General features: G+C 49.4%; 21 protein-coding genes. 18 read left to right on the top strand and 3 right to left on the bottom strand.

Annotated elements, in window-relative coordinates:
- The first annotated feature begins 726 nt into the window (after positions 1 to 726).
- From OKC42_RS13335 to OKC42_RS13400, 14 genes are all read left to right on the top strand, one after another.
- The gene (locus OKC42_RS13335) at positions 727 to 1,131 is read left to right on the top strand and encodes a hypothetical protein (protein ID WP_270819966.1); all 405 of its coding nucleotides are present in this window, start codon (positions 727 to 729) and stop codon (positions 1,129 to 1,131) included.
- Positions 1,132 to 1,199: 68 nt separating this feature from the next.
- Positions 1,200 to 2,204, top strand: a complete 1,005-nt coding sequence (locus OKC42_RS13340; protein WP_270819968.1) for a YqaJ viral recombinase family nuclease — start codon at positions 1,200 to 1,202, stop codon at positions 2,202 to 2,204.
- A gap of 343 nt (positions 2,205 to 2,547) precedes the next feature.
- Entirely contained in the window at positions 2,548 to 3,354 is an 807-nt protein-coding gene (locus OKC42_RS13345; RefSeq protein WP_270819969.1) for a hypothetical protein, read from the top strand.
- Between the two features lie 66 nt (positions 3,355 to 3,420).
- Positions 3,421 to 3,906: a hypothetical protein gene (locus OKC42_RS13350; protein ID WP_270819970.1), complete on the top strand. Its 486-nt coding sequence runs from the start codon at positions 3,421 to 3,423 to the stop codon at positions 3,904 to 3,906.
- A 217-nt stretch (positions 3,907 to 4,123) separates the two neighbouring features.
- Positions 4,124 to 4,600, top strand: coding sequence for a hypothetical protein (locus tag OKC42_RS13355; RefSeq protein WP_270819972.1), 477 nt, complete (start codon positions 4,124 to 4,126; stop codon positions 4,598 to 4,600).
- Positions 4,601 to 4,960: 360 nt separating this feature from the next.
- Positions 4,961 to 5,986, top strand: coding sequence for an AAA family ATPase (locus OKC42_RS13360; RefSeq protein ID WP_270819974.1), 1,026 nt, complete (start codon positions 4,961 to 4,963; stop codon positions 5,984 to 5,986).
- A gap of 4 nt (positions 5,987 to 5,990) precedes the next feature.
- Positions 5,991 to 6,377, top strand: a complete 387-nt coding sequence (locus OKC42_RS13365; RefSeq protein WP_270819976.1) for a hypothetical protein — start codon at positions 5,991 to 5,993, stop codon at positions 6,375 to 6,377.
- A gap of 54 nt (positions 6,378 to 6,431) precedes the next feature.
- A complete protein-coding gene (locus OKC42_RS13370; protein WP_270819978.1) occupies positions 6,432 to 6,929 on the top strand; it encodes a hypothetical protein in 498 nt (165 codons plus the stop codon).
- A 344-nt stretch (positions 6,930 to 7,273) separates the two neighbouring features.
- Entirely contained in the window at positions 7,274 to 8,221 is a 948-nt protein-coding gene (locus OKC42_RS13375; RefSeq protein ID WP_270819980.1) for a DUF3150 domain-containing protein, read from the top strand.
- A gap of 72 nt (positions 8,222 to 8,293) precedes the next feature.
- A complete protein-coding gene (locus OKC42_RS13380) occupies positions 8,294 to 10,057 on the top strand; it encodes a vWA domain-containing protein (RefSeq protein WP_270819982.1) in 1,764 nt (587 codons plus the stop codon).
- Between the two features lie 140 nt (positions 10,058 to 10,197).
- Entirely contained in the window at positions 10,198 to 11,565 is a 1,368-nt protein-coding gene (locus tag OKC42_RS13385; RefSeq protein WP_270819984.1) for a toprim domain-containing protein, read from the top strand.
- 16 nt (positions 11,566 to 11,581) lie between these two features.
- Positions 11,582 to 11,854 carry a hypothetical protein gene (locus tag OKC42_RS13390; protein ID WP_270819986.1) on the top strand — a complete coding sequence of 91 codons (273 nt, stop codon included), beginning with the start codon at positions 11,582 to 11,584 and terminating at the stop codon, positions 11,852 to 11,854.
- A gap of 245 nt (positions 11,855 to 12,099) precedes the next feature.
- Entirely contained in the window at positions 12,100 to 12,519 is a 420-nt protein-coding gene (locus OKC42_RS13395; RefSeq protein ID WP_270819987.1) for a hypothetical protein, read from the top strand.
- Between the two features lie 262 nt (positions 12,520 to 12,781).
- Positions 12,782 to 13,471: a hypothetical protein gene (locus OKC42_RS13400; RefSeq protein ID WP_270819988.1), complete on the top strand. Its 690-nt coding sequence runs from the start codon at positions 12,782 to 12,784 to the stop codon at positions 13,469 to 13,471.
- 100 nt (positions 13,472 to 13,571) lie between these two features.
- Here the strand turns inward: OKC42_RS13400 and OKC42_RS13405 are convergent, their stop codons facing one another.
- Complete coding sequence (locus OKC42_RS13405; RefSeq protein WP_270819989.1) at positions 13,572 to 14,009, bottom strand: hypothetical protein; 438 nt, start codon at positions 14,007 to 14,009, stop codon at positions 13,572 to 13,574.
- Between the two features lie 388 nt (positions 14,010 to 14,397).
- Here OKC42_RS13405 and OKC42_RS13410 point away from each other — a divergent pair, with 388 nt between their 5' ends.
- Together OKC42_RS13410 and OKC42_RS13415 are read left to right on the top strand one after the other, a co-directional pair.
- Positions 14,398 to 15,510 carry a DNA-binding protein gene (locus OKC42_RS13410; RefSeq protein ID WP_270819990.1) on the top strand — a complete coding sequence of 371 codons (1,113 nt, stop codon included), beginning with the start codon at positions 14,398 to 14,400 and terminating at the stop codon, positions 15,508 to 15,510.
- Positions 15,507 to 16,631 carry a tyrosine-type recombinase/integrase gene (locus OKC42_RS13415; protein WP_270819991.1) on the top strand — a complete coding sequence of 375 codons (1,125 nt, stop codon included), beginning with the start codon at positions 15,507 to 15,509 and terminating at the stop codon, positions 16,629 to 16,631. Before OKC42_RS13410 ends, OKC42_RS13415 begins: the two co-directional genes overlap by 4 nt.
- Positions 16,632 to 16,695: 64 nt before the next feature.
- Here the strand turns inward: OKC42_RS13415 and OKC42_RS13420 are convergent, their stop codons facing one another.
- Both OKC42_RS13420 and OKC42_RS13425 read right to left on the bottom strand, forming a co-directional pair.
- Entirely contained in the window at positions 16,696 to 17,151 is a 456-nt protein-coding gene (locus OKC42_RS13420) for a hypothetical protein (protein WP_270819992.1), read from the bottom strand.
- Positions 17,152 to 18,099: 948 nt separating this feature from the next.
- Positions 18,100 to 18,684 carry a restriction endonuclease gene (locus OKC42_RS13425; protein WP_270819993.1) on the bottom strand — a complete coding sequence of 195 codons (585 nt, stop codon included), beginning with the start codon at positions 18,682 to 18,684 and terminating at the stop codon, positions 18,100 to 18,102.
- 71 nt (positions 18,685 to 18,755) lie between these two features.
- Here OKC42_RS13425 and OKC42_RS13430 point away from each other — a divergent pair, with 71 nt between their 5' ends.
- Positions 18,756 to 19,199 carry a PH domain-containing protein gene (locus OKC42_RS13430; protein ID WP_270819994.1) on the top strand — a complete coding sequence of 148 codons (444 nt, stop codon included), beginning with the start codon at positions 18,756 to 18,758 and terminating at the stop codon, positions 19,197 to 19,199.
- Positions 19,200 to 19,605: 406 nt separating this feature from the next.
- Complete coding sequence (locus OKC42_RS13435) at positions 19,606 to 21,120, top strand: DNA cytosine methyltransferase (protein ID WP_270819996.1); 1,515 nt, start codon at positions 19,606 to 19,608, stop codon at positions 21,118 to 21,120.
- Positions 21,121 to 21,473: the final 353 nt, after the last annotated feature.

Genomic DNA, 21,473 nt, shown 5'->3' on the forward strand with positions numbered 1-21,473 from the left:
GGATTTAACGATACAACACCTATGTTGATGAGGGTCCGCAAGATCGATTCTTGACCCAACGTCAGGTTCGTCAGCCGTGTTAGCGTCCAACAAGATGTACTCTGCTTTATGACCAAATCATGGCCACCATTCGAACGCACATGCATTAGAAATACCCCTTTGCGCTTTGTGTTACTCCAATGGACCGTTATGCCTGGAAGATGCGTCCACCAGACGAAGGGGGCTTGGCGAGAGCCGATCGTATGAATGTTCATTTAGACCTCTTCAGCTGAAAGCTTATGCGAGTTCATTATTGGCCATCATTGAGGTATGCAAGGGGAGTCGATGCGAATCTGAGCTATTGCGCTCTTATAGGTGACTCGATAAACTGGCTTCGTCCCCGGTGCCTCTTTGTTAGGGGGCTGCCCCTGTGGCGTGGCACCAACTTCCAATATCACGGCATTCGCCGTATCTCACAGTTCCTGTGCTCAACCACAAAAGCCTGAATGGCTGATTCTGCATGTCTGTTCACCGGCAATATTCCGGCGTCAGCGCACATGCAGAAACAGCCCCTGGCTGTCTATGGCGCCCCGATCTGCAAGCGCCACTCGCGATCAACACCAACCCGGGCATAGCCCAACTTTAAAGGGACCTAAAAACATGGCCACTATATGTTCTATCCAAAGAGCGTGGGAGCAGGGATATCAATCCACTGGCACCATTACCTATGGAACCCATGAACAAGTTATGGAGCGTTATGCATCCCATAGTGTTGCCCTGATCGAGGGCGCATTTATTCGTGGGAGTGGTTTTGAGTATCTGCTTATGACAAAGCCCACTGAATTTACCCAGAACTACTGGATGCTGTTCAGTTTTGAACATCCTGGTTATTGGAATGCTCAGAAGAAACAGTGGGAGCTTGACCCACAATGTGCCACTCGATATCCAGTAATGGATGGCGCAATCAGTCTGCCGAATGACGGCGTGTGGGTGTGCTCTTCTAAACACTCCCCCTTCCTTTTGCAGCTGCAACGAGATGGGATTACCAGCTACTGCCAGCAAGTTTGCGGTGGCGGGCAATGTGGAATCAAAGGCCGAGTTTGTCAGATGGGGATCAATTCCGAAACTGAGATGCCGGTCGATATGCAGTGAAAAATCAGCCCTAACGGGCAACACCAACCAAGCCCCGAATTACTGGGGTTTTTCATATGGAGATCAATATGATCATTGTTGATCTGGAGCAGGGAACACCCGCATGGCACCAGTGGAGAGCTGGTGGCATAGGTGCTTCCAATGTCGCATCGGTCATTCAGTGGCCATACGCACATGAAAGCGCTCGTGCCCTCTGGATGATGAAAACAGGTCGTAAGCCGCCCCCCAACTTGGACAACAACTTCTTTGTCAAAAGAGGCCATAACCAAGAGCCACTAGCTCGGTTAGCGTTTGAACGCTGGCTTGCGTCAAATGGTAACTCTGATCTGGTCATCCCTGTGTGTGGACAGCATGATAGTTATCCATTCATGCGGGTTTCCTTTGATGGGCTGATGAGTGATGGCACACCGGTTGAACTAAAAGTGCCAGCATGGGAGACATTCGAACTTGTGCTGAAAGATAGGCGTAAGTCAGAAGCTTATCTGCGCTACTTGCCGCAAGTTCAGGATCAATTGTTGGTTACCGGGGCCAAGATGGGCTACTTGGCGTTTTATCGCGCCTATGACCGAAAGCTCATTGTTTTCAGCATCAATCGTGATGAAGAGATGATTGAGTTGTTGGTGGAGCGACAAAAGTGGTGGTGGGATTTGGTCGAACGAGATCAAGCTCCGCCGATTACTGAGCTCGACTACTTTGAACCCGAAACACCAGAAAGCCAAGAGGTATGGACACAGACGGCAGCAGAGCTGCAGCAAGTGTGGCGAGACGTATCCTCGATAAAACCGAAGGTAGATGAGGCTAAAGCTCAAGAGGCTTTACTCAAAAAAACCTTGAGGGAAATGATGGGGAGTCACATCAAGGCAGAGTATGCCGGGGTGAGACTGACCTCATCTTTGAGGCAAGGAGCAATTGATTACGGTCAATGGATCGCAGAGGTGAAAAAACAAAACCCCCACATCCGTTTGCCAGATATCGAGCTGTTCAGAAAACCATCGTCGGAGAGTATTCGGGTCACACCGATCCAATACAATGGGGATGGTGCTGCTGCATCCTTATCTCTCGAGTTTTTTTAACCCTTGAAGCCCTCGCATTGCGGGGGCTTCTTTACATTCCATTGTTGAAGTAATAACCTTTCTTCGTCCTCGGCACCTTCGGGGGGGGACAAGCCAATAGGCTGGTGCCAACCTCCAATCATAGGCCGATGCCGTACACCTACCCCTGATCTACCCCCTCACTCCAAGCTCTCAATGGCTGATTCTGCATGTTCGTTCACCGGTAATACTCCGGCGTCAGCGCACATGCAGAAACAGCCCCTGGCTGTCTATGGCGCCCCGATCTGCAAGCGCCACTCGCGATCAACACAAACCCGGGTACCAACCCAACACCAATCTACCCACTATGGGCAAGGATCACACTATGCTGACCACCTATTTCAAGGCTGAGCTGAAGGAGCAAGGCTTTGTAGATATGGACATTCAATACTCACTGTCATACTGCCAAGGGGATGGAGTAGCGTTCAGTGGTAACTTACTCAACAGAGTAAGTCTGAACAAATTGCTTCCGAGACTGATCGGAGAGTTGGCTACCACCAATGAACTCGAGCAGATGGCAGCAACCCTCATGGATTACCGACGATACGAGGTTTTGTGTATCGAGCGAAATGACCATCGTTATAGCCATGAGTACACCATGTTTTTATCAAATTCAGTGGAGTTTTCTGGACTGATAGACGATATGGATGACCAGGCCGGTGCGGGTGTTACCCCCGAGGTGCTGGCTCGTTGGGATAGTCTCTGGATGACCTTTGTGACCAGGCTAAGCGCTGACATAGTTCGAGTCTCTAAACAGCTGCGTGATCATGGCTACGCAATCATCGAGAACTCCTCACGGGAGGATAACGTCATTCGAGAGTTTCGTACTCGTGACTGGGTTGTTCAATTCCGGGAGACGCCTGTCGACCTTTGCGATTTTCGTGACTGGACGCCTGAAGAGATCAAGGCGTTGGTTGATGGAAACTCGCGCCTAGTGAATTTGTTGGCGGTTGTAAAAACGGAGGATGGCACTCAGCTCGCGGGGGAAGCTATCTCTGGGGTTGGCTATCTGACAACAGATAAAACATACGGTGGCATGTTTCGGCCGTTATGTAGCCAAGCAATCAAAGAGGCTAGGCAATACGCAGGGCGCTTGCTTCGCTCTCTAACCCCAATCTCGACAGCTGCTTAATTGCACTGCGTCTTACCAATCATGCCTCATCTAAATGATGGGGCATTTTTATAATGGTGGATCCAAATGATTAACTCCGTAAAAAAAACACTATCCAATGACACGCAAATGCGTAGTTTTCTGAGAACCTTGAACAGTAACGAAGCCATAGCTCTTAAAGGTGAAATTATGGCTGAGCTTTACTGGTTGAAGCGTAACCCCCAGTGGTTTTCTGGGATTCCACGTAAACACTTCGCTGCATTGCGTAGAGTCGGAAGATTACTCGCAAGGCGTCTTAATACGGGCGTTTTCCCGCCAGAAAGATCGGCTAATGGTTTGATTATTCAGCGCCATAACGAACTGGCGGGAATATATGCCTTTCAATCAAGAATGGAACGTGCGGGTTGGACCAAATTGTGGGGCAATGCGTATCAGTGTCTATGGGAAAAACAGACCACATTACAGGTTTGTAATTACACCGAAGGTGATGTGGTCACGTTGACTGCCTCAGATCAGATGCAATTCAACAGAGAAAAAAACGATCGGTTGAACTGGCTGATTGATAACAATTGAATGCCCCCCCCTCTGATTGAGGGGGGCTTCAGAACCCTATGTCGCACACCAAGGCTGATTCTGCATGTCTGTTCACCGGCCTCCGGCGTCAGCGTACATGCAGAAACAGCCCCTGGCTGTCTATGGCGTCCCGATCTGCAAGCGCCACTCGTGATCAACCTCAACCCGGGTACAACCCACTACTAACAATCAGCCTTTATAGGGCAAAGGATTTTTTATGAACCATGACGAACAAATCTCATTTGAACTGGATGGAAAGATTATCACAGCAAATATTGGATGGGAGGCTGATGCTGACTGGGAATTGTGTGGTTCTATTTCCATTTCAGATCCGGCTCAAGCTAAATTATCCCGTCGGTATCGACCTGAATACGTTGAACTTTATCATCTGGAGTCAACATGGCCGGATGATATTTACCGTCAGTTGCAGATGGAAGGTTTCCTTGGGTGGGAACATGAAATGCCACCCTGTAACAGAGGTGGATGGGGTAGCTTTTACAGTAATGGTCGAGCACTTCATGGTGCTCTTCAAGCAGATCCCAACCGGGCGCCTGAGGCGGCAAATGATATAGGTAAAAGAATGGGGCTCTGTCAGTCTCATATCGAAGGATTTACCAAGATTTTAGTTTTTATCAATGAACTCAAAGGAAAACGGCCTAGCCACTCTGCAAGAGATCATGTCTCCGGCTGGTAATAGACCATATGCCAAAACCAAGGCCGCCCAATGGGCGGCCTTCTTTACATCTAACCAGTATAGCGATATTCTGGTTTTGTCCTCGGTGCTTTGTGGGACCGGCCACGTGAGCCAGCACCAACTTCCAATCCCCCGGCATTCGCCGTATCTCACAGTTTCTGTGCCCAACAACAAAAGCCTTAATGGCTGATTCTGCATGTCTGTTCACCGGTAATACTCCGGCGTCAGCGCACATGCAGAAACAGCCCCTGGCTGTCTATGGCGCCCCGATCTGCAAGCGCCACTCGCGATCAACACCAACCCGGGCATCTGCCCAACCCCAACCAAGCCTGCGAAGCAGGTTTTCAGGAGTTACATATTATGTCTCAGCAAACTTTCATTTCTGGAACTGAATTCGGCCTCTCTGATTCAATCAAGGTGCGTTGCCCTCACGGGAATGCTCATGCGATGAATCCACGGGTGCCACGAAGCAAAGCGCACGTATTTACTTCGACGTTCCTCGAAGATGTACGTCGAATCATGGCTGATCCTGACGGAGACATCATTGTTTCCTATGGTGGTTATGGTTCGGGTAAAACCACCGGGATCATCCAGTTCGCAGCGCGGACACTGTGGCCACTCTATGAAGTGGAGGGGACCCAGGAGACGAGCTTTCAGCTGGATCTGTTGGGTCGAGTAAACCCGGCAACAGGGGAGTTTGTTTCCGGACCACTCCGGGAGGCATTGCTTCACGGCGGGATTTTCTTGCTGAATGAGGCTGATGCCATGCAGCCGGCTGAACTGGTTGCTTTCTATGAGCTGATAACTCACGGCGTTGAGCTTGCGGAGACCGGTGAGTGGTTGGAACCTCACAAGCTGTTTCGTTGTGTGTTTACCTTCAACAACGGCGGGATCACCGGACTCTCCGGCTACCGTGGGACAACTGGCTTGAGCGACGCGTTGATCGACCGCTTCGTGCCATTGGCACCAAGCGAATTGACTGACGATGATCTGCTGACCATCTGCAAAAACAAGATGGCCAGCAAGGCCGCTCAATGGGCCGCGGAGCTCAATACCAACATGCCTGCTGGGCATATTTCTTCAATCGAGGCTCAGTTGCCGAATATGATCCGCGTAATGCGGGATATTAATAATGCTGTAGAACGCTCGCAAATGAACGATTACGCCCTGACTAACGGCGTGGCAATGGACAAGCCGCTATCCATTCGTAGCTTGCTTCGCTGGGTACGAGAGATGCTCAGAACCAGCCCGGCGGTTACCCGCAACCGAGTGAAGAAGACATTTCACGAGGCGTATGCCCATCGGCTGGTGGGCGATGCTGCTACTTACGATGCTGCGATGCACCTTTGCAAAGCAGTATTCGGTGGCACATGGGTGGAGGACTGAAACCATGTTCTTTCGTGTTAACCCTGGCGGAGTGGATGCCGTGTGGAATGAGGTACTGGCAGCATTGGGTGCAGAGGGGGTGAATATTATGCCCTCTACTGTGCAGGGAGATGCTCCTTACTCTTGCAACTTGATCTGCGGCTCACTTCCCTATCGGGGGACTTTCGATAGGGTAACGCCAGAAGAGGCTGTCCTGGTATTGCTCCTGTCATTGTATGGGGGGTATGGCTTGATTGATGGCGAGAATCGTTATTTCCCTGATCTGTCGCTTGCAGAACAAGTGGATATCTTGATGTCACTTGACTTACATGGTGAGCACCAAAAAATACAGGAGGCAATTAAGAAAATCCTAAGCAAACGTAAAGGTTTGTTTGAGATCGATTTTTTTTGACCTTTAACCCCAACCAACCCGGCCACGCGCCGGGTTTTTTTCAGAGGTATTGAGATGAAAACAACCAAGGCGTGTTTGCGTGAAATTCTCAATGCCAGTCTCTGTCATCATGTGGATTTGGTGGCGGAGATTGTAATGAGACAACAACAAGCTGGTGGATCAAATGAGTTCCTTATCGGCGTGACTGGGGAGATCGTGAATATCATCCCCTTGCGCATGGGGTACGAACTATCCGAGATCCCATGGGCAGCTCACCGACCTCTCTACGCTCTTTGCGTAAAAGGCAGAGAAGCAGAGTACACAACCGTTGATGGGCTGAAAGATATCTTGTCCCGTCTCCCCAAGCTGCCTGGTGCTAGTGCAGGAGCGCCGGCGATCATCAAGGCTGTCACTAGGGTGATGGTTGCCCGAACGCTGGAGGCTCACGAACCTCCGTGGCCAAAAGATGATCCCGATTTTTGGCCTCATTGGTCTAGGTATTGTCGCCAGGGCAAGCACCCGACTTTAGGTGCATGGCTTGATATGGCAATAAAAAGACTCCGAGAGAGTTAATACGATCAACGCTGCCACAGTGGCAGCGTTGATTTTTGCGCTTCTAACTGAGATAGTATGAATATGCTCGAACGGCTTATCGAGCACCTTTCTCGGGCCGTAGCTTCCAAACACCCGCCTCCGCGACTCAGCTGTTGCACTATTGCAGTAACTAAAACCCAATAAGTGTATTGCCGTGAGTGCTCCTCGAGCATTCACGGGAATGCTACTTTGTAGCATCAGGCGCCTAGCGATTTATGGCGCACTGCTATTGCAGATCGCAACTTTAACCAGGTCAACAAGACCAACACCACCCTGACGGGAGCTCCCGTTTGGGGCTCCTTGTCCAATTCGAGGATCCCCTTATGTCATCATTCACTGCAATGAACTTCATGGAATTTTTCCAGCGCTATGCTCTGGTGGATTTCAAAGTCACAACTTGGTCGGCGACCAGGAATAATAAACCTCTGGATCTTGGCTTGGAGAATGAAGCCCTAGCGGCTGATGTAGTCCGCCTTGGTTCTAAGTCGGTGTTCGACAAAAAGAAGATCGACTTCCAAAACCGTGCCCGGCAAGAAGGAATTGCTTTGCTTAGCAAAGTGGGTTTCCAGTGTCTCGGTGCATGGGCTGTTCCACGTCATTTTGTTGATGAAGTTGTTGAGGGGCTAGAACTGATGAAGAGTGGCTTCTATGCCAATTTGGATCAGTTACTTCTGAACTACGACGCAGAATGCGATGCTTGGATCAAGCAAGCTGCGGCTACTGTGTCGCTACCCGACTTTGCAGACAGAATTCGCGCTTCGCTTTACGACGTAGATTATGTCCGAAAGCAAGTATCGTTTTCCTTCAGAGTTAACGATGACGTTATCAATAACCCGCTGGGGGATGCGGCAATCGACACCATCTCTGAGATGGCCCGTAATTCTTTGCGGGATTTTCAATATTCAATGAGTAAAGGGCATAAATTCACCCGGAAGTCATTGCGCTATATGACGAGCATCAAAGATAAGCTTCTGCAAATGGTTGTGTTGGATAGTTTTATCCAGCCTGCAATTGACAGTATTGAGGCATTTGAAGCTGCAATCCCTAAACGGCGTGGTGAACAACTTGATGTGAACCAACTCAGTAAGATGATGGGGCTGCTCACGTTGTTGAGTGATCCCCTGTATCTGGAGTCACTCAGAACGGCCAAACTTGAAATCGAAGAGGAAGTGGATGAGCCCCAGGGGGAATCTTCTGATGATTTCTTGGATGAAATGCTTGCTGCGATTAACTCGACGCAGCAAATCGCTGAAGACCTAACTTTTTACTAACAACCAACCCGCCCTCAGGGGCAACACCAACTCACCCCAGGATCGCCCTGGGGTTTCTTTTGGAGAAAATTCATGAAATCAGCTCAAAGCAAGATGCTAACAGTGCAGATCAGGTTAGCGATGATGGCCAATGATTTTGGCCTCAGAACAATCTGGGGTAATTACTCCACGGCGAGTACCTCGCCGGGTGTTGTCTGTATGCCGTATTTCAATGCTGATGACCCAGTGCAGTACGCTGCATCACTGGGATTCGGGATGCATGAAGGGGCCCATCACCGCTACAAATCCCAATACGATAAGTATGTGGAGTCACAATCAACTAAAGGTGGGCATCATCGTTTTGCCCTGAACTTATTCGATGATGGCCGCATAGATCGGATGGCCATGCTGGAGTACCCCGGGCTTAGAGGTGACTATGAAGCCATTGAGCAGTTATTCATTCTCAAGGGCATCCGAAAGGAGGTTACGGAGGATACTCCTGCAATCATGGTTTTACAGACGTACCTGATGTACTACGTTGGTAGCGAACTCCTGAATTACGCAGCTTTGAAGCCGTTTTGGCATCAAGTAAAAGATGTAGCTGCGCAGCGCTTTCCGGCTGGGCTACTGACAAGGTTGGAGATCATCTCTGAAATGGGTGTGCTGACAGCTGATTTTGATGACTGCTGGACAAGTGCGGACCTGTTTCTGGAGGCCATCAAAGATTCCCTAGAGGAGTTACAGAATCAATCAGATTCTGGTGCAGACGACCAATCTGGAGCGGATGCAGATGGCCAATCTGGAGCTGATGCAGATGGCCAATCTGGAGCTGATGCAGACGACCAACCTGGAGCTGATGCAGACGACCAACCTGGAGCGAATGCAGATGGCCAACCTAGAGCGAATGCAGACGACCAACTCGGTACGGATGCAAGCGGTAAGCAAAAAACCAGTGGTACAAAGAATGTGTCAAGCCAAATCAAAGAGCTGCAGCAATGTTTGGATGCGCTTCAAGATGAGGCATCTGGAGTTGAGACATCTGATAAAGGTCGACTACTTTCGTCACTGATTGAAGCCGATGAGCAATATCAAATGGCCACTCCACTGCGCCCACGTTTGGATGGGTTCTGTGATCGCATTGGGAAAAGCTCACAACTCCCCAAGGTGACCGCGGCATCACGCCCACTAACTCAAGCGCTTATGGAGCTTGTTGAAACAGAAACGAACTGTGCTCCTGGCTTAAGTCGTCGAGGGAAACGGTTTGTCACTTCACGATTCAACCGGTTCAAGCAAGGTGATCTGCGGGTGTACCGTAGCAAAGCCCGGAACATTGGTATTGACAGTGCCATATTGGTATCGCTCGATTTGTCTGGGTCAATGATTCTTCCTCAGACAATCGCTAAGAATGCCTGCTTGGCCTTGGCCTTGGCCATAACTGACATCGATGGCGCAGTTGTTGGAGTTCAATCCTTTGGAGGGCGGAATTTAGACCTGCTTCGGTTTGGTGAAGATCCTGCTGCAGTTAGTTGTCGCTTTGATGAGGCTTATGCTGATGGGGGAACCCCCATGAGAGAAGGTCTTAGCAATGCATTCTTGGCTCTTCTGCCTGAGGCTGCGGAGCGTAAGAGTGTCATCGTCATCACGGATGGTGAACCAGACAACGATTGCTCGGATACTTTCAACTTGCTGCGTCACTACGGGATGGACGTGTTCGGCATATACATTGGTCAATATGCTAATGGGAAAAAAGCCATGGACCGCTATTTCAAGCCAGGAAACTGGATTGCAGTAGTGGATGTGATCGGTTTAAAACGTGAACTTTTCAATCTTGCCAAAAACACTATATTGGCTTCATAGGACGCCCCCCTTCTCCGGAAGGGGGCATTTAGAACACTGAGCAATGCACGCCATTGCTGAGTGTTTGCAATATGCAAACGCCAGCCCGCTCCCCCTGCAACCGGGCGAAATGGGGAACACCAACCACATGGAGAATAAACATGAACTATGACATCGATGCCGATGATTTAGCGGCATACCTCAGTGACAACAGGCTATGGGTCGAGGCGTATAGAAGCCTCAACCTATTTGGTGAGGCTTCCCATGGGTTCATACCTGGGAAAAAAGCACCAAAAGTCTCATGCCCGCGTCATGGCGGGAGAAGTGGAGAGGCGTTCGGCCTTATCGCTCGTGGAGATTTAGACAGTGAAAGAACCGGTGTTGGCGTATGCAACTCCTGTGGGGTGATGAATGGGTTTACCATTGTCACAGAGGCTACTAAATGGAGTTTCCCGAAAACACTCCGTGAACTCGCGATCGTAAGCGGGTACATGGACGGGATATCATCAGGGGTTTTTTCTCCCCCGCCTAAGTCTGCCGAACAACTCGCATGGGAAAAGGAGAGGTTAGAGCAGGAAGCTAAACGAAATGCATCTGTCATGGCTAAAACCAACAAGCTGTGGAATGAGGCATTTGAACTGAATAAACCCCAAGCCGAACCGGCGATACGGTATCTTCGGAATCGCCAAATACTATCAAAAATAGCTTCTCTTGGTGGTGAGGTGCGCCTCCATCCTAAGGTGCGCTACATCGACATAAACTATGCGCCATGCATTATTGCATTGGAGCCCCAAGGAGTACGGTTCTTCTGGCTAAATGCAAGCGGAGAGCGTACAGAGCGACCCGCTGGTCAACGAGTTCCGTCGCTAAAGCAGATACTCGATAGTGCGGTGACATTAGATAACCCGAAGGCAAAGCTTGCTCAGCAAGCAATGTCACAAATGTCTGAATACACCCGCGCCTTGATCGCAAAACGTAATGCAGTCTTCCATAGGGGAGTAGAGTTCAAGCTTGACCTTGGAGATCAAATTTGCATCTTGAGTCGAATAAGAGATCCATCAGGACAACCAGTAAGCTTGCATCAAACCTTCATAACTGCAGAGGGTGGTAAAGCTGATGTTCCGAAAGTAAAAAAATTGAGACCATCGGTAACGACGGCCCCAATTTCTGGAGGAGCAGTACAGCTGTGCCCCCCAACACCAGCGCTCTCACTAGCTGAAGGCCTTGAGACGCTGTTGAGTGTGGAGTCAGCGATAGGTATGCCTGGATGGGGACTTCTAAATGCTACGTTAATGGGCAGCTGGATTGTTCCACAAGGAGTGAAGCACGCCTATATCTGGGAAGATCCTGATCTCGCTGGGGAAACAAATGCTAAAAAGTTAGAGAAGCATCTTACTTCAGTCGGTGTGAAGGTAACCCGGTGCAACCCGAAGACAATACGGCCTGAGGGGGATATGGACTGGAACGATATTCTGGTGAATTTTGGACCTGAAGTTTTCCCACATGCTGATTGGCTACAACAGATTTAATCGAAGGAGGATGCCAATGGACTTAAAAAACCTGGTCAACAGCATTCCCCCGATGGTTAGAGCTGCTGTTACTGATGTTCGCCTAACCCCTGAACTGGGGTATTGGCCAGCGAAGTTTGAAAATCTTGAGTCATTGCACCAATGGTTGGAGAGTGAAGCGGGTGACCACTATCGCTATCCGGCCATAGAGATGACCGAGGTAACACTTCCAGTTCTATTGAAACACTGTGCCCGGCCTAGTGTTCGAGTTCTGGGACTGCTTGATATTCAGGCTCAAATGGTTTTTTAGTTGAGAAATAAAGCCGCCAGCATTCAGCTGGCGGTTTTTTTTTGCGTCGCGGGAACCGATCGCCGTGGCGGGTGATCCCCTAGTATCGGGATCGGATGTTGGCCGGTGCCGCTGCGCTGCCAGTGATCTGCCCGCCCGGGCCCCGTGGCGGGTAACCCCCTGCCGGTTGGCCAGCATCGGGATCAGGTGTTGGCCGGTGCCCGCCGCGTTGCCGGTGATCTGCAGCTGCCCGCCTGGTCGCCGCCGTGGTGAGTAACCCCCAGCCGATTGGCCAGCATCGGGAGCGGGTGTTGGCCAGTGCCGCCGCGCTGCCAGTGATCTGCCCGCCCGGGCGCGGTGGTGGTGGACCCCCTGCCGGTTGGCCAGCATCGGGAGCGGGTGTTGGCCGGTGCCGCTGCGCTGCCAGTGATCTGCCCGCCCGGGCGCGGTGGTGGTGGACCCCCTGCCGGTTGGCCAGCATCGGGATCAGGTATCGGCCGGTGCCCGCCTGCGGCGCCGTTGTGGGTCACCCCTTGCCGGTTGGCCAGTATCGGGATCAGGTGTTGGCCGGTGCCCGCCGCGCCGCCGGTCGTCGCCGGGGTGATCCCCAGCCGGTTGGCCAGCATTGGGAGCGGGTGTTGGTGCGCTGTAGCTGCCTGTCCGAGCCGCCGAGAATTCACATCTAATCGGCACTTAATACCAAGGTATTTAGGGCGCGGCTTCATCATAGGATCTTGCTAACACATGGTAAAAACGTACTATTTGGGCCGTTTGTGTGGGCTAAAATGGTTTTAGGCTGCCATGATATGTGCGAAAATATGGGGGAGAGCCTCAAACGAGGTGCTTTAAATTGGATGCCCAATAAAACCCCTTCGTTTTTGACTATCATTTTCGCAGCTAAAGGTGTGACACAATGCCTAGAGACAAGCGGAGATCAAAGAACTATTTATGAAAATATCAAATAAGTTAACGCCCGCTCAGCAGGCTCGTCAGGCCATAGCGATTGATAGCATCAAGCTGACACTCGATCCTGTGTTTCCGGCTGATGGGTCGCTTGCCAACGCACTTGTGCTGCGATTACCACTATCGATGCGCTTTGCGACATATAGCTATGAGATCGAGTTTCTTCTGGGCTCATACCTTTTGGGGAAAGCGCTAGATGTTTGGAAAAATATACATATAAATGCGGTTGGCGCGGCGCCGAGGATGTTTATTCCTATTAGCATGCAAGTGCTGGCAGACTACCGTTTTGTTGAGGCTGTAACAAAACATGACAGGCTGCGTGCTCATGGCAGGTACTTTGTTTTGATGGGTACTCCTGATTCTGTCGGCCAATTCCCTGAACGCTTGGACACCCGAGGGCTTGCAGATATTTACCAGGCTGTAGGCATTCAAATTGGCATTGGTGATATTCAGTCGAATCACTTTTACCCGTCATTACTGCAGGAGGGTATTGATGCAGTTTTGCCTTCACATCGTTTCGCTGTTACCAATTCCACAAAGGCCATCCTTCAGGATTTGAAGCTTGCGGCTAAGGCGTTGGGTATTCAGTATTACGAACCATCATCCCAGCCCTGGATCATGGCTTTACCAGAAGATAGTCAGCAAGAGCTCAGTGGTGAGAACTTGTTCTCATAAACCATAAAAGTGAGAGATAACGATAGTGGTTTTTACCTATGATGGTAGTGTGTTTACCCAGATAAAAGACTGCTATTAAGAGATGCGGTTTTTTATCTTCTTAACGCCCCCGCTTCCTTTTTAGGAACCAGCTGTAGGCTAATACTGCAGCTAGACATCCGATCGCACCGAGTGACCCTGGTGAAAAAATATCGCGACTATAGATGGCCAGCATGGTGAGATTGTTGGCAAGGGCTAGAGTGAAGCCAAGACCTAGCATTGCACTCCGTCGCATACCTATCAGTGACATCAGACGTTTTCTAAGGCCGTGATCTGTCGGATAGTGAAATAACTGCCAGCTCAACGCCATGTAGTTTGTGTGCAATCCACCGTATAGACACCCGACCCCGACGGCCATCACGAAGCATGACAGTGCGTAGTAGCTGGTGTCGTGAGCACCAGAATTACTGAAGCGAAGCATGAGCCCGGAAGCAACCGTGCCACACAAAAAGGCCAGTGCCCCAAAACGATAATCATTCCCTAAAAACAGTCGTTTCATTTTCACCCCCACAGCTCTATTCACGTAAACCACTTCTGTACGTTGACCACACGAGCGTAATCACTTGTACGCCGTAAATCACTATTCACAAAACTGGCAAGGTCTTTGTCGTGTAGATGTAGCAGTGTAGCAACCGCTACATCTACATTTGTGATATTACCGAGCACCTACCATTAACGCAATAGAATACAGATTTTATTGCGCTATCTTAAAAGGAGAGGCATCATTGAAAAAAGACGCGAAATTGAGTCAGATTGGCTCGATTGTTGCTTTGCGCGATTGGGCCGCATTGGGGGTCTCACATCCGTGCTCGTTAACTCTGTAACGTGTAATGTGGCGCTACACACTACGCGATAAGTAAGCACCATTAGCTCCAGGAGGATTAGTGATGGCCAAGGCTGCATTACAACCAGAAGACATAATGAATGCCATTGAAGAAATCGCGGGATCAGGTCTGACGCCGACTTATAAGTCAATCCGCCAGCGTCTTGGGCGTGGCTCTAATTCACAGATAGGCCCTGTCCTGAGAGAGTGGCAACACCAGAATCGACCAATACCTCAATCATCTTCGGTCCCGGTAGCGGTCATTCAGGCTGGAAACGAGCTATTAGATCAACTCTGGCGGATAGCTTCGGAAACACAGCAAATGGATGTTGCCGCTGAGCGCCGGTACCTGCAAGAACAAGCACTAATGAATGAGACTGCTGTTGAGGCGATCGAAGCAGAAAATGTGCTCCTAACCGAACAGCTGGTGTTGCAACAGGAATCGAATTCTCAGCTTCAGGTGCAAAAATCCACTCTACAGAGCCAGCTCAACGACTTAACACAGCAACTTCAAGTCGCGTTGGTTGACAGGGAACGCTTGACCACATCACTTACTTCTCGAGACTCTGAGCTCGAAGCTGCCAGGGTGAAAATCAGCGAAGCAGTAGCCGATACTCATAATGCAAATAGTGCAGCAGAAATCCTAAAAATTGAATCCACAAAGTTAGAATCCCAACTAGATGTCGTAACTAAGTTGAGCTCTGAACAACAGCAAAAATTAGCAGAGGCTAATTTTCTGATAGGGCAACTTAGAGCTGAAATTCAGGGGGCGCAAGCTGAGCTAATCGGTGTTAACCGTCAGATAGTCGAACTATCTAATACGCTTGGGTCAACACAGGAAGCTCTTCTGTCGTGTCAGCGTGAGAATATAGGACTAGAACAAAAGAATATAGAACAAGCTGATTGTATATCTGATTTGCAAGGGCGGATTGCGGAGCTGAACGGCTTGAAAATAAAGCTAGATGAAATGGGAGATAACGTAAAAAAACAAGATAAAGTGATTGGCTTGCAATTGCTTGAAATTAAAAACCTTCAGAAGCAGCATCAAGAACTGTCTACTCTACTTGACGAGTCAAACAGAGAGAGGAGAGCCACTGAAGTCACTAATATTCAGTTGGATGCTAAGCTGGAGACAATGAAGGAGATGATGCAGAGTTTAGGAGGAAATACTAAGTGAATACGCACCAAGATAAAGGTGAACTGATTTTAAGTAAAAGCGAAGAGCCTGATATTCCTCGCTCAACATCGGTTGCTTTGTACGGCACTGATACGCCAGCAGGTAAGCTCGATCAAGTTCCAAAGACGGCATACTATGCCTACATTAGTTCCCTGGCTAAGGGGAGCACACCGATTGCAAAGTCTTCCCTAGGACGGGTCAGTCGATATCTCTATCACCTCGAGCCTAGTGCGGCACCGTGGCACCAAATGACAATTTACCACTACAACATGCTTATTCGATATTTGGAGGAGCAAGGATTAGCACCTAAGACTATTCATAGATATATAAGTATGGTTCGATCAGTGTTAAAGAGTGCGGACATCCTTAATATGATACCACCCGAAAATAGGGGGGGCTACAATGCCATAATGGCATCAAAAAACATCAAGGGAGCTGGAGGTCGTGGAGAAATAAGACCTCATAGAAGTCTTACGGATGATGAAATTTCAACTCTATTCGGTAAGCTTGCTGAGGATGAAAGCCCAGGTGGGCTCAGAGACATGGCCATATTATCGATAATGAGAGGATGCGGTTTACGCCGAATGGAAGTGGTTGATTTGTTGATTGACCAGATTCGTTGGGCCGCTGGTGTTGATGGTGAGCTATTGATATTAAAAGGAAAGGGGGGGAAGACAAGGATGGCGCCAATGCCGCCAGGGCTTCGTGACATCTTGGGTCGTTGGGTGGAGGTGCGTGGCGATGAACTTGGGCCACTATTTTGCGCAATTAATCGAGGTGGTAGACTCGTAAAATATGGAGAAAAGGATGTTAATAAAATGAAGGTAGATAAAAGTCTACTTGATTGTTATCGACCACTAGACCGTTCTAGCGTTAATCGTATGATGTCAAAAAGACTAATTTCCGCTGGGATAGATAAAGCGACACCACACGATCTGCGCTATACGTTTGCACAGAAAAATTTAGAACGAAGCGACATGCAAACTGTCGCGGACTTGATGGGGCATTCGAATATATCTACAACATCAATTTATACTGAAACCAGTAAGGAGAAGATGGCATTTGTAACTTCAAAAGAGACCGTTTTCACTCCGTTTTCCTCACAAGAGGACAACAGCTAAACAAGGGCGTTACATTTATAGTTCAAGGTGCCGAGAGACAGCTTATCGGCACCTTGAATTTACCTCACGTGAATTGAGTGCGTTGTAATAATGGTAATATTTGGTTGTATGGGAAACCTTTTGGTGCATTTTTTGATATCACATCAATAACCATTGCCGCCACCCAAAATGTATCATTTCCATCGAGCAAAATTGAACGTTTTGGCCCTGCATGGTGAAGTGTCAGCGTTACCCCACTCGCCCCTCTCGAAAGAGAATAACTATTATTTTTTTTGGTGCCATGATACTTAAACTCACAGCATTGTCTGAACCCAGATAAAACAGAAGCGACTGAATGCTGTTCTTTCATGGCAATATCAACTCTCCATTTTTCATCCCATTGTGCGTTATTATCTTTCATCGTGGTTAGCTCGATCCGTATGGTTTCATACCCAGCCTCCGCAGTGACAAGTTGAAAGCACGCTGCCACTTTTTCTCTATTCTGAAAAACCTTATATGTTGGCCCAAATTCTGTGTTCATATCCACCCTCTAATATTTGATTGCTGGCGCCGCATTAATATTACACCATTGTTATATGGTGCAAGCTAACGGCTTTCAGGTAGTGGGTTATTATACATGTTTTTTAATTGGCTTGACTCCGATATTTATGAATGTTGTTGCTTTAATCCATCACTCTGATCAAGTGAAATAAGCTCTTAAAAAAGTCACCTTATCCATTGGGTTTAGCATCGAGATAATGTGCTGGCTGATGCCCGCCGCGTTGCCGGTGAACTGCAACTACCCGCCCGGTCGCCGGCCCCCTGCCGGTTGGCCTGCATCGGGATCAGATGTTGGCTGGTGCCGCTGCGCTGCCGGTGATCTGCTGGTGCCTGCCTGGGCGCCGCCGGTGATCTGCAGCTGCCCGGGCCTCGCCGATCGCCGTGGCGGGTGACCCCCTGCCGGTTAGCCAGCATCGGGATCAGGTGTTGGCCGGTGGCCGCCGCCCGCCTGTGATCTGCAGCTGCCCGCCCGGTCGCCGCCGGTTGCCGTGGGGGTGATCCCATGCCGGTTAAGCCAGCATCGGGAGCGGGAGTTGGCCGGTGCCCGCTGCGCTGCCGGTGAACTGCATGGTGCTACAGCCATTACTGACACTAATGAAGCGTCTTTATGTTCATTGTCTGGGAAATAAATCATCTAATTTTTTTGTATACGATTTACAGAGATGCGTTGGGATATGCTGACTCGGTGTATGACAAATTGATAAATTGACAAATGATCGCACAAAAATCGACAGCTCCGACCCTGAATGAGATTGTCATCATGTATCAGAGTATCTTGCCACCTGGATGCGAGATCTCTATCAACTCAGATCTGCTTGCTATAGACACTGACAGTGCATCCGTGCGTGAGTGGATTTGGCTCTGTTACCGCAGAGGTGTCTGTCTCGCTAAGAACCACAAAGAAGCTATCACTCTCTGGTTAGACTACTCACACAAAGAGATTGCGTAATTCGGTCTGAGGGTTTTTCAGGAAGGCAACAAGCCTGGGCCCACTGATAATTGCCACTCCTTTGGGCGAAGTATGCGTCCATGCGTTTTTTGGCGTTTTGCCTGTATGAACGAAAATTCCCATGGAGTTACGTAAACGGCATAGCTCAACGAATTGTTGTACGTGCTGGGTGCTCACATGGCTGGTGTAACGTTTTGCCTGAATGATTAGTTTTTTCCCATTTGGCAGATAGGCCACACCGTCAATCCCCCCATCACCGGTGTAACGTTTGTTGCGTTGAATCTGGATGCCAGCCTCGCTAAGGGCTGTGAGGATCAATTCCTCGAATGTTGTGTGGTGAATTCGCCGGAGATAGCCGAGAGTCTCAGGCCAACTATTTTGTGAGTTTATGTGCTGAAGCGCAGCTTTTGACTGTTTTATGTGGTGCCGGTGAAGGCTTGCACGCTTTGATTTACTCCGGCGCTTTCCGCCGAAGAGCATAAACAAAATCCCAACAGCTGCCGTTAGGGCAACTGGGGGATGACTACTTAACCAGGAGTAGACAGGTGTGAGTTGGTCAATCAAACGGCCTTCCCGCGTAGAAGAGTGATTTACAGGATCATATTGGTAATCATCAACTGAAGGAAGTTTTGACGATGAGTTATGTCGATGAAGTAGTCACACCTGGCGAGGAGATCTTGGTTATTGGGAAGACTCACTGGTGGATTTTCATGGGGCCGGTGATGATCGTTTCACTTGGCGTTGTGTTGATGCTGACTAAACTGCCGTATTACATTGGTTTGATACCATTGGTTTGGGGCGGGTTGAGTTTTTTCCATGCTTGGATCTATTCATACAGCACGGAGTTGGCCGTCACAAACAAGCGAGTGATTGCAAAATTTGGGCTCATCAGCCGGCACACGATTGAGCTAAAGCACGAAAGGGTGGAGAGCTTGCAGGTTAAGCAAAGCATTTTGGGTCGGTGCCTTAACTATGGTTCGATATCAATCACTGGCTCAGGGGGAACATCAGCACCAATCCCCTTCATATCCGCCCCTTTAAAGTTCCGAAGCGCAGCACTAACAGGCTCGCGAATGTAGTGATGACGCTGTTTTTAATGCTACTAAGTTCGGATTCACAGAGCCTGTCATGCAATGTGATTCAGTGCTCATGCAGAATATCGCTCGGCTGTTAGCATCTTGCAGCCCATCTGATGATTAGGTATCCTGGGTCTGTCCTCGGTGTCCTGAGGGGGACAGGCCTCTAGGCTCGGCACCAACCTCCAACCTCGGTTTATCCGCCCCCTCCCTGACCTACTTCTACCCCAAGCCCTTCTTAATGGCTGATTCTGCATGTCTGTTCACCGGTGATATTCCGGCGTCAGCGTACATGCAGAAACAGCCCCTGGCTGTCTATGGCGCCCCGATCTGCAAGCGCCACTCGTGATCTACACCAACCCGGGCATCTGCTCAATATCTACTTGTCCCTCGGGACGACGGAGTAACTATGACTACTATCATCAACACCAAGTTGGGTGAAAATCGTGGCAACAAACGTATTTGGCTCGAAGGCCAGAAGCTTGCCAGAGAAGGGTACGTGCCTGGCCTGAGATATGATCTGGAACTGAAAGACACCCAAGTCATATTACGGGTCAAAGAAGATGGTCGATTTACTGTCAGCAAGAGAGAGAGATATGGGCGTATTACCCCCATTATCGATCTTACAGTAAGTGAGTTAGCCACCATCTTTGACGGTATAGAACTGCTCAGGGTATCTATTCAACGAGGAGCCATTGTGGTTTCAGCTCACCATCAACAGACTCGCGTTACAGAGCGTGTGAGTCGGCTCATTAAGAAGCTTGAAAGTGGTGAACATCTATCTGTGTGCAGCCTTTTTCATGGTGGTGGAGTGTTGGATAAGGCAATTCATACTGGACTCTCACAGTCTGGTCTTAGCAGCGCTATTTCGATTGCTGTAGAGCTGGAAGGAAAATATCTTGATTCATCTCTCACAAACAACCCTGAGTTGTGGAATGAAGGATCCATCGTGATTGAAGCTCCCATACAGACCATCGATATGAGCAAGAGGCCACCTCAAGTTGACATTCTTGTCGCGGGCTTGCCATGTACTGGCGCGTCAAAAAGTGGCCGTAGCAAAAACAAGTTGGAGTACGCTGAGTCACATGAGGATGCGGGTGCTATGTTCTTTTATTTTCTTCAGTTCGTGACGGTCCTAAATCCATCAATGATTCTGTTTGAAAATGTAACTGAATATGCATCAACCGCCTCGATGGTGGTTATCCGATCAATGCTTGCCTCGCTAGGGTATACCTTGCAAGAGCGCATATTGGAAGGCAATGAGTTTGGTGTCCTCGAGCGGCGTAAGCGTCTCTGCGGGGTTGCTCTTTCTCATGGAATAGACGGGTTTGATATTCAATCCATTGAGCCTATTCGCACAAAAGAGCGAGCCATCAATGACATACTTGAATCAGTTCCTCTGGACTCTGAAAAATGGAAGTCGTTTGATTACTTAGCCTCAAAAGAAATAAGAGACCTAGCGGCTGGCAAAGGATTTTCGCGCCAACTGCTCGATGGTAATGAGGATGGTTGTGGGGTTGTTGCGAAGGGATATGCCAAGTGCAGATCCACGGAGCCATTTATCACTCATCCTGAAGATCCAACATTGTCACGGATCTTCACACCGACCGAGCATTGCCGTGTTAAGGGTGTGCCAGTTGAGTTGATCTCTGGGGTCTCTGACACAACTGCCCATGAAATATTGGGCCAATCAGTAGTCTACCCGGCATTTGTTGCCGTAGCCCTCGCGTTAGGCAATAGCTTGCGTAGCATGTGTGGTCTGGCTACCAGAGCGGTGGCGCAGCTCTCCAGCGTTGTTGAGGAGGCCGCAAATTCCGTTGAGGTAACAATTGACACCTCAATCCACAGCTCTAACCTGTCCTTCGACTATGCATCAGCTTTAGTCGAAGGAAGCCATAACATGGTCCAATCACGACTTTTTTAACTGGACCCTGCGCCCACTATCTTTCTGATAGTGGGCGTTTTTATTGCCCGCGATTTGAATTGTATGTAACCTGAAGTAGTCCTCGGTGCCCTTGGGGGACAAGCCTGTAGGCTCGGCACCAACCTTCAACCTCCGGCGCATGCCGTACACTCACCCCCTGCACTACCCCCATTCCAAGCCCTCGATGGCTGATTCTGCATGTTCGTTCACCGGTAATACTCCGGCGTCAGCGCACATGCAGAAACAGCCCCTGGCTGTCTATGGCGATCTGGTCTGCAAACGCCACTTGTGACCAACACCAACCCGGGCCATTGCCCAACATCAATCTATCCATCAGGGCGTTTCATTAATGG

The sequence above is a fragment of the Aeromonas sp. Y311-2 genome, from assembly GCF_027706025.1.
GTDB lineage: Bacteria > Pseudomonadota > Gammaproteobacteria > Enterobacterales > Aeromonadaceae > Aeromonas > Aeromonas veronii.

What these genes read in the sequence shown, in the direction of transcription:
- OKC42_RS13335 (WP_270819966.1), top strand. Translation starts at nt 727, where the DNA reads ATGGAGCGTTATGCATCCCATAGTGTTGCCCTGATCGAGGGCGCATTT.
- OKC42_RS13340 (WP_270819968.1), top strand. Translation starts at nt 1,200, where the DNA reads ATGATCATTGTTGATCTGGAGCAGGGAACACCCGCATGGCACCAGTGG.
- OKC42_RS13345 (WP_270819969.1), top strand. Translation starts at nt 2,548, where the DNA reads ATGCTGACCACCTATTTCAAGGCTGAGCTGAAGGAGCAAGGCTTTGTA.
- OKC42_RS13350 (WP_270819970.1), top strand. Translation starts at nt 3,421, where the DNA reads ATGATTAACTCCGTAAAAAAAACACTATCCAATGACACGCAAATGCGT.
- OKC42_RS13355 (WP_270819972.1), top strand. Translation starts at nt 4,124, where the DNA reads ATGAACCATGACGAACAAATCTCATTTGAACTGGATGGAAAGATTATC.
- OKC42_RS13360 (WP_270819974.1), top strand. Translation starts at nt 4,961, where the DNA reads ATGTCTCAGCAAACTTTCATTTCTGGAACTGAATTCGGCCTCTCTGAT.
- OKC42_RS13365 (WP_270819976.1), top strand. Translation starts at nt 5,991, where the DNA reads ATGTTCTTTCGTGTTAACCCTGGCGGAGTGGATGCCGTGTGGAATGAG.
- OKC42_RS13370 (WP_270819978.1), top strand. Translation starts at nt 6,432, where the DNA reads ATGAAAACAACCAAGGCGTGTTTGCGTGAAATTCTCAATGCCAGTCTC.
- OKC42_RS13375 (WP_270819980.1), top strand. Translation starts at nt 7,274, where the DNA reads ATGTCATCATTCACTGCAATGAACTTCATGGAATTTTTCCAGCGCTAT.
- OKC42_RS13380 (WP_270819982.1), top strand. Translation starts at nt 8,294, where the DNA reads ATGAAATCAGCTCAAAGCAAGATGCTAACAGTGCAGATCAGGTTAGCG.
- OKC42_RS13385 (WP_270819984.1), top strand. Translation starts at nt 10,198, where the DNA reads ATGAACTATGACATCGATGCCGATGATTTAGCGGCATACCTCAGTGAC.
- OKC42_RS13390 (WP_270819986.1), top strand. Translation starts at nt 11,582, where the DNA reads ATGGACTTAAAAAACCTGGTCAACAGCATTCCCCCGATGGTTAGAGCT.
- OKC42_RS13400 (WP_270819988.1), top strand. Translation starts at nt 12,782, where the DNA reads ATGAAAATATCAAATAAGTTAACGCCCGCTCAGCAGGCTCGTCAGGCC.
- OKC42_RS13405 (WP_270819989.1), bottom strand. Translation starts at nt 14,009, where the DNA reads ATGAAACGACTGTTTTTAGGGAATGATTATCGTTTTGGGGCACTGGCC.
- OKC42_RS13410 (WP_270819990.1), top strand. Translation starts at nt 14,398, where the DNA reads ATGGCCAAGGCTGCATTACAACCAGAAGACATAATGAATGCCATTGAA.
- OKC42_RS13420 (WP_270819992.1), bottom strand. Translation starts at nt 17,151, where the DNA reads ATGAACACAGAATTTGGGCCAACATATAAGGTTTTTCAGAATAGAGAA.
- OKC42_RS13430 (WP_270819994.1), top strand. Translation starts at nt 18,756, where the DNA reads ATGAGTTATGTCGATGAAGTAGTCACACCTGGCGAGGAGATCTTGGTT.
- OKC42_RS13435 (WP_270819996.1), top strand. Translation starts at nt 19,606, where the DNA reads ATGACTACTATCATCAACACCAAGTTGGGTGAAAATCGTGGCAACAAA.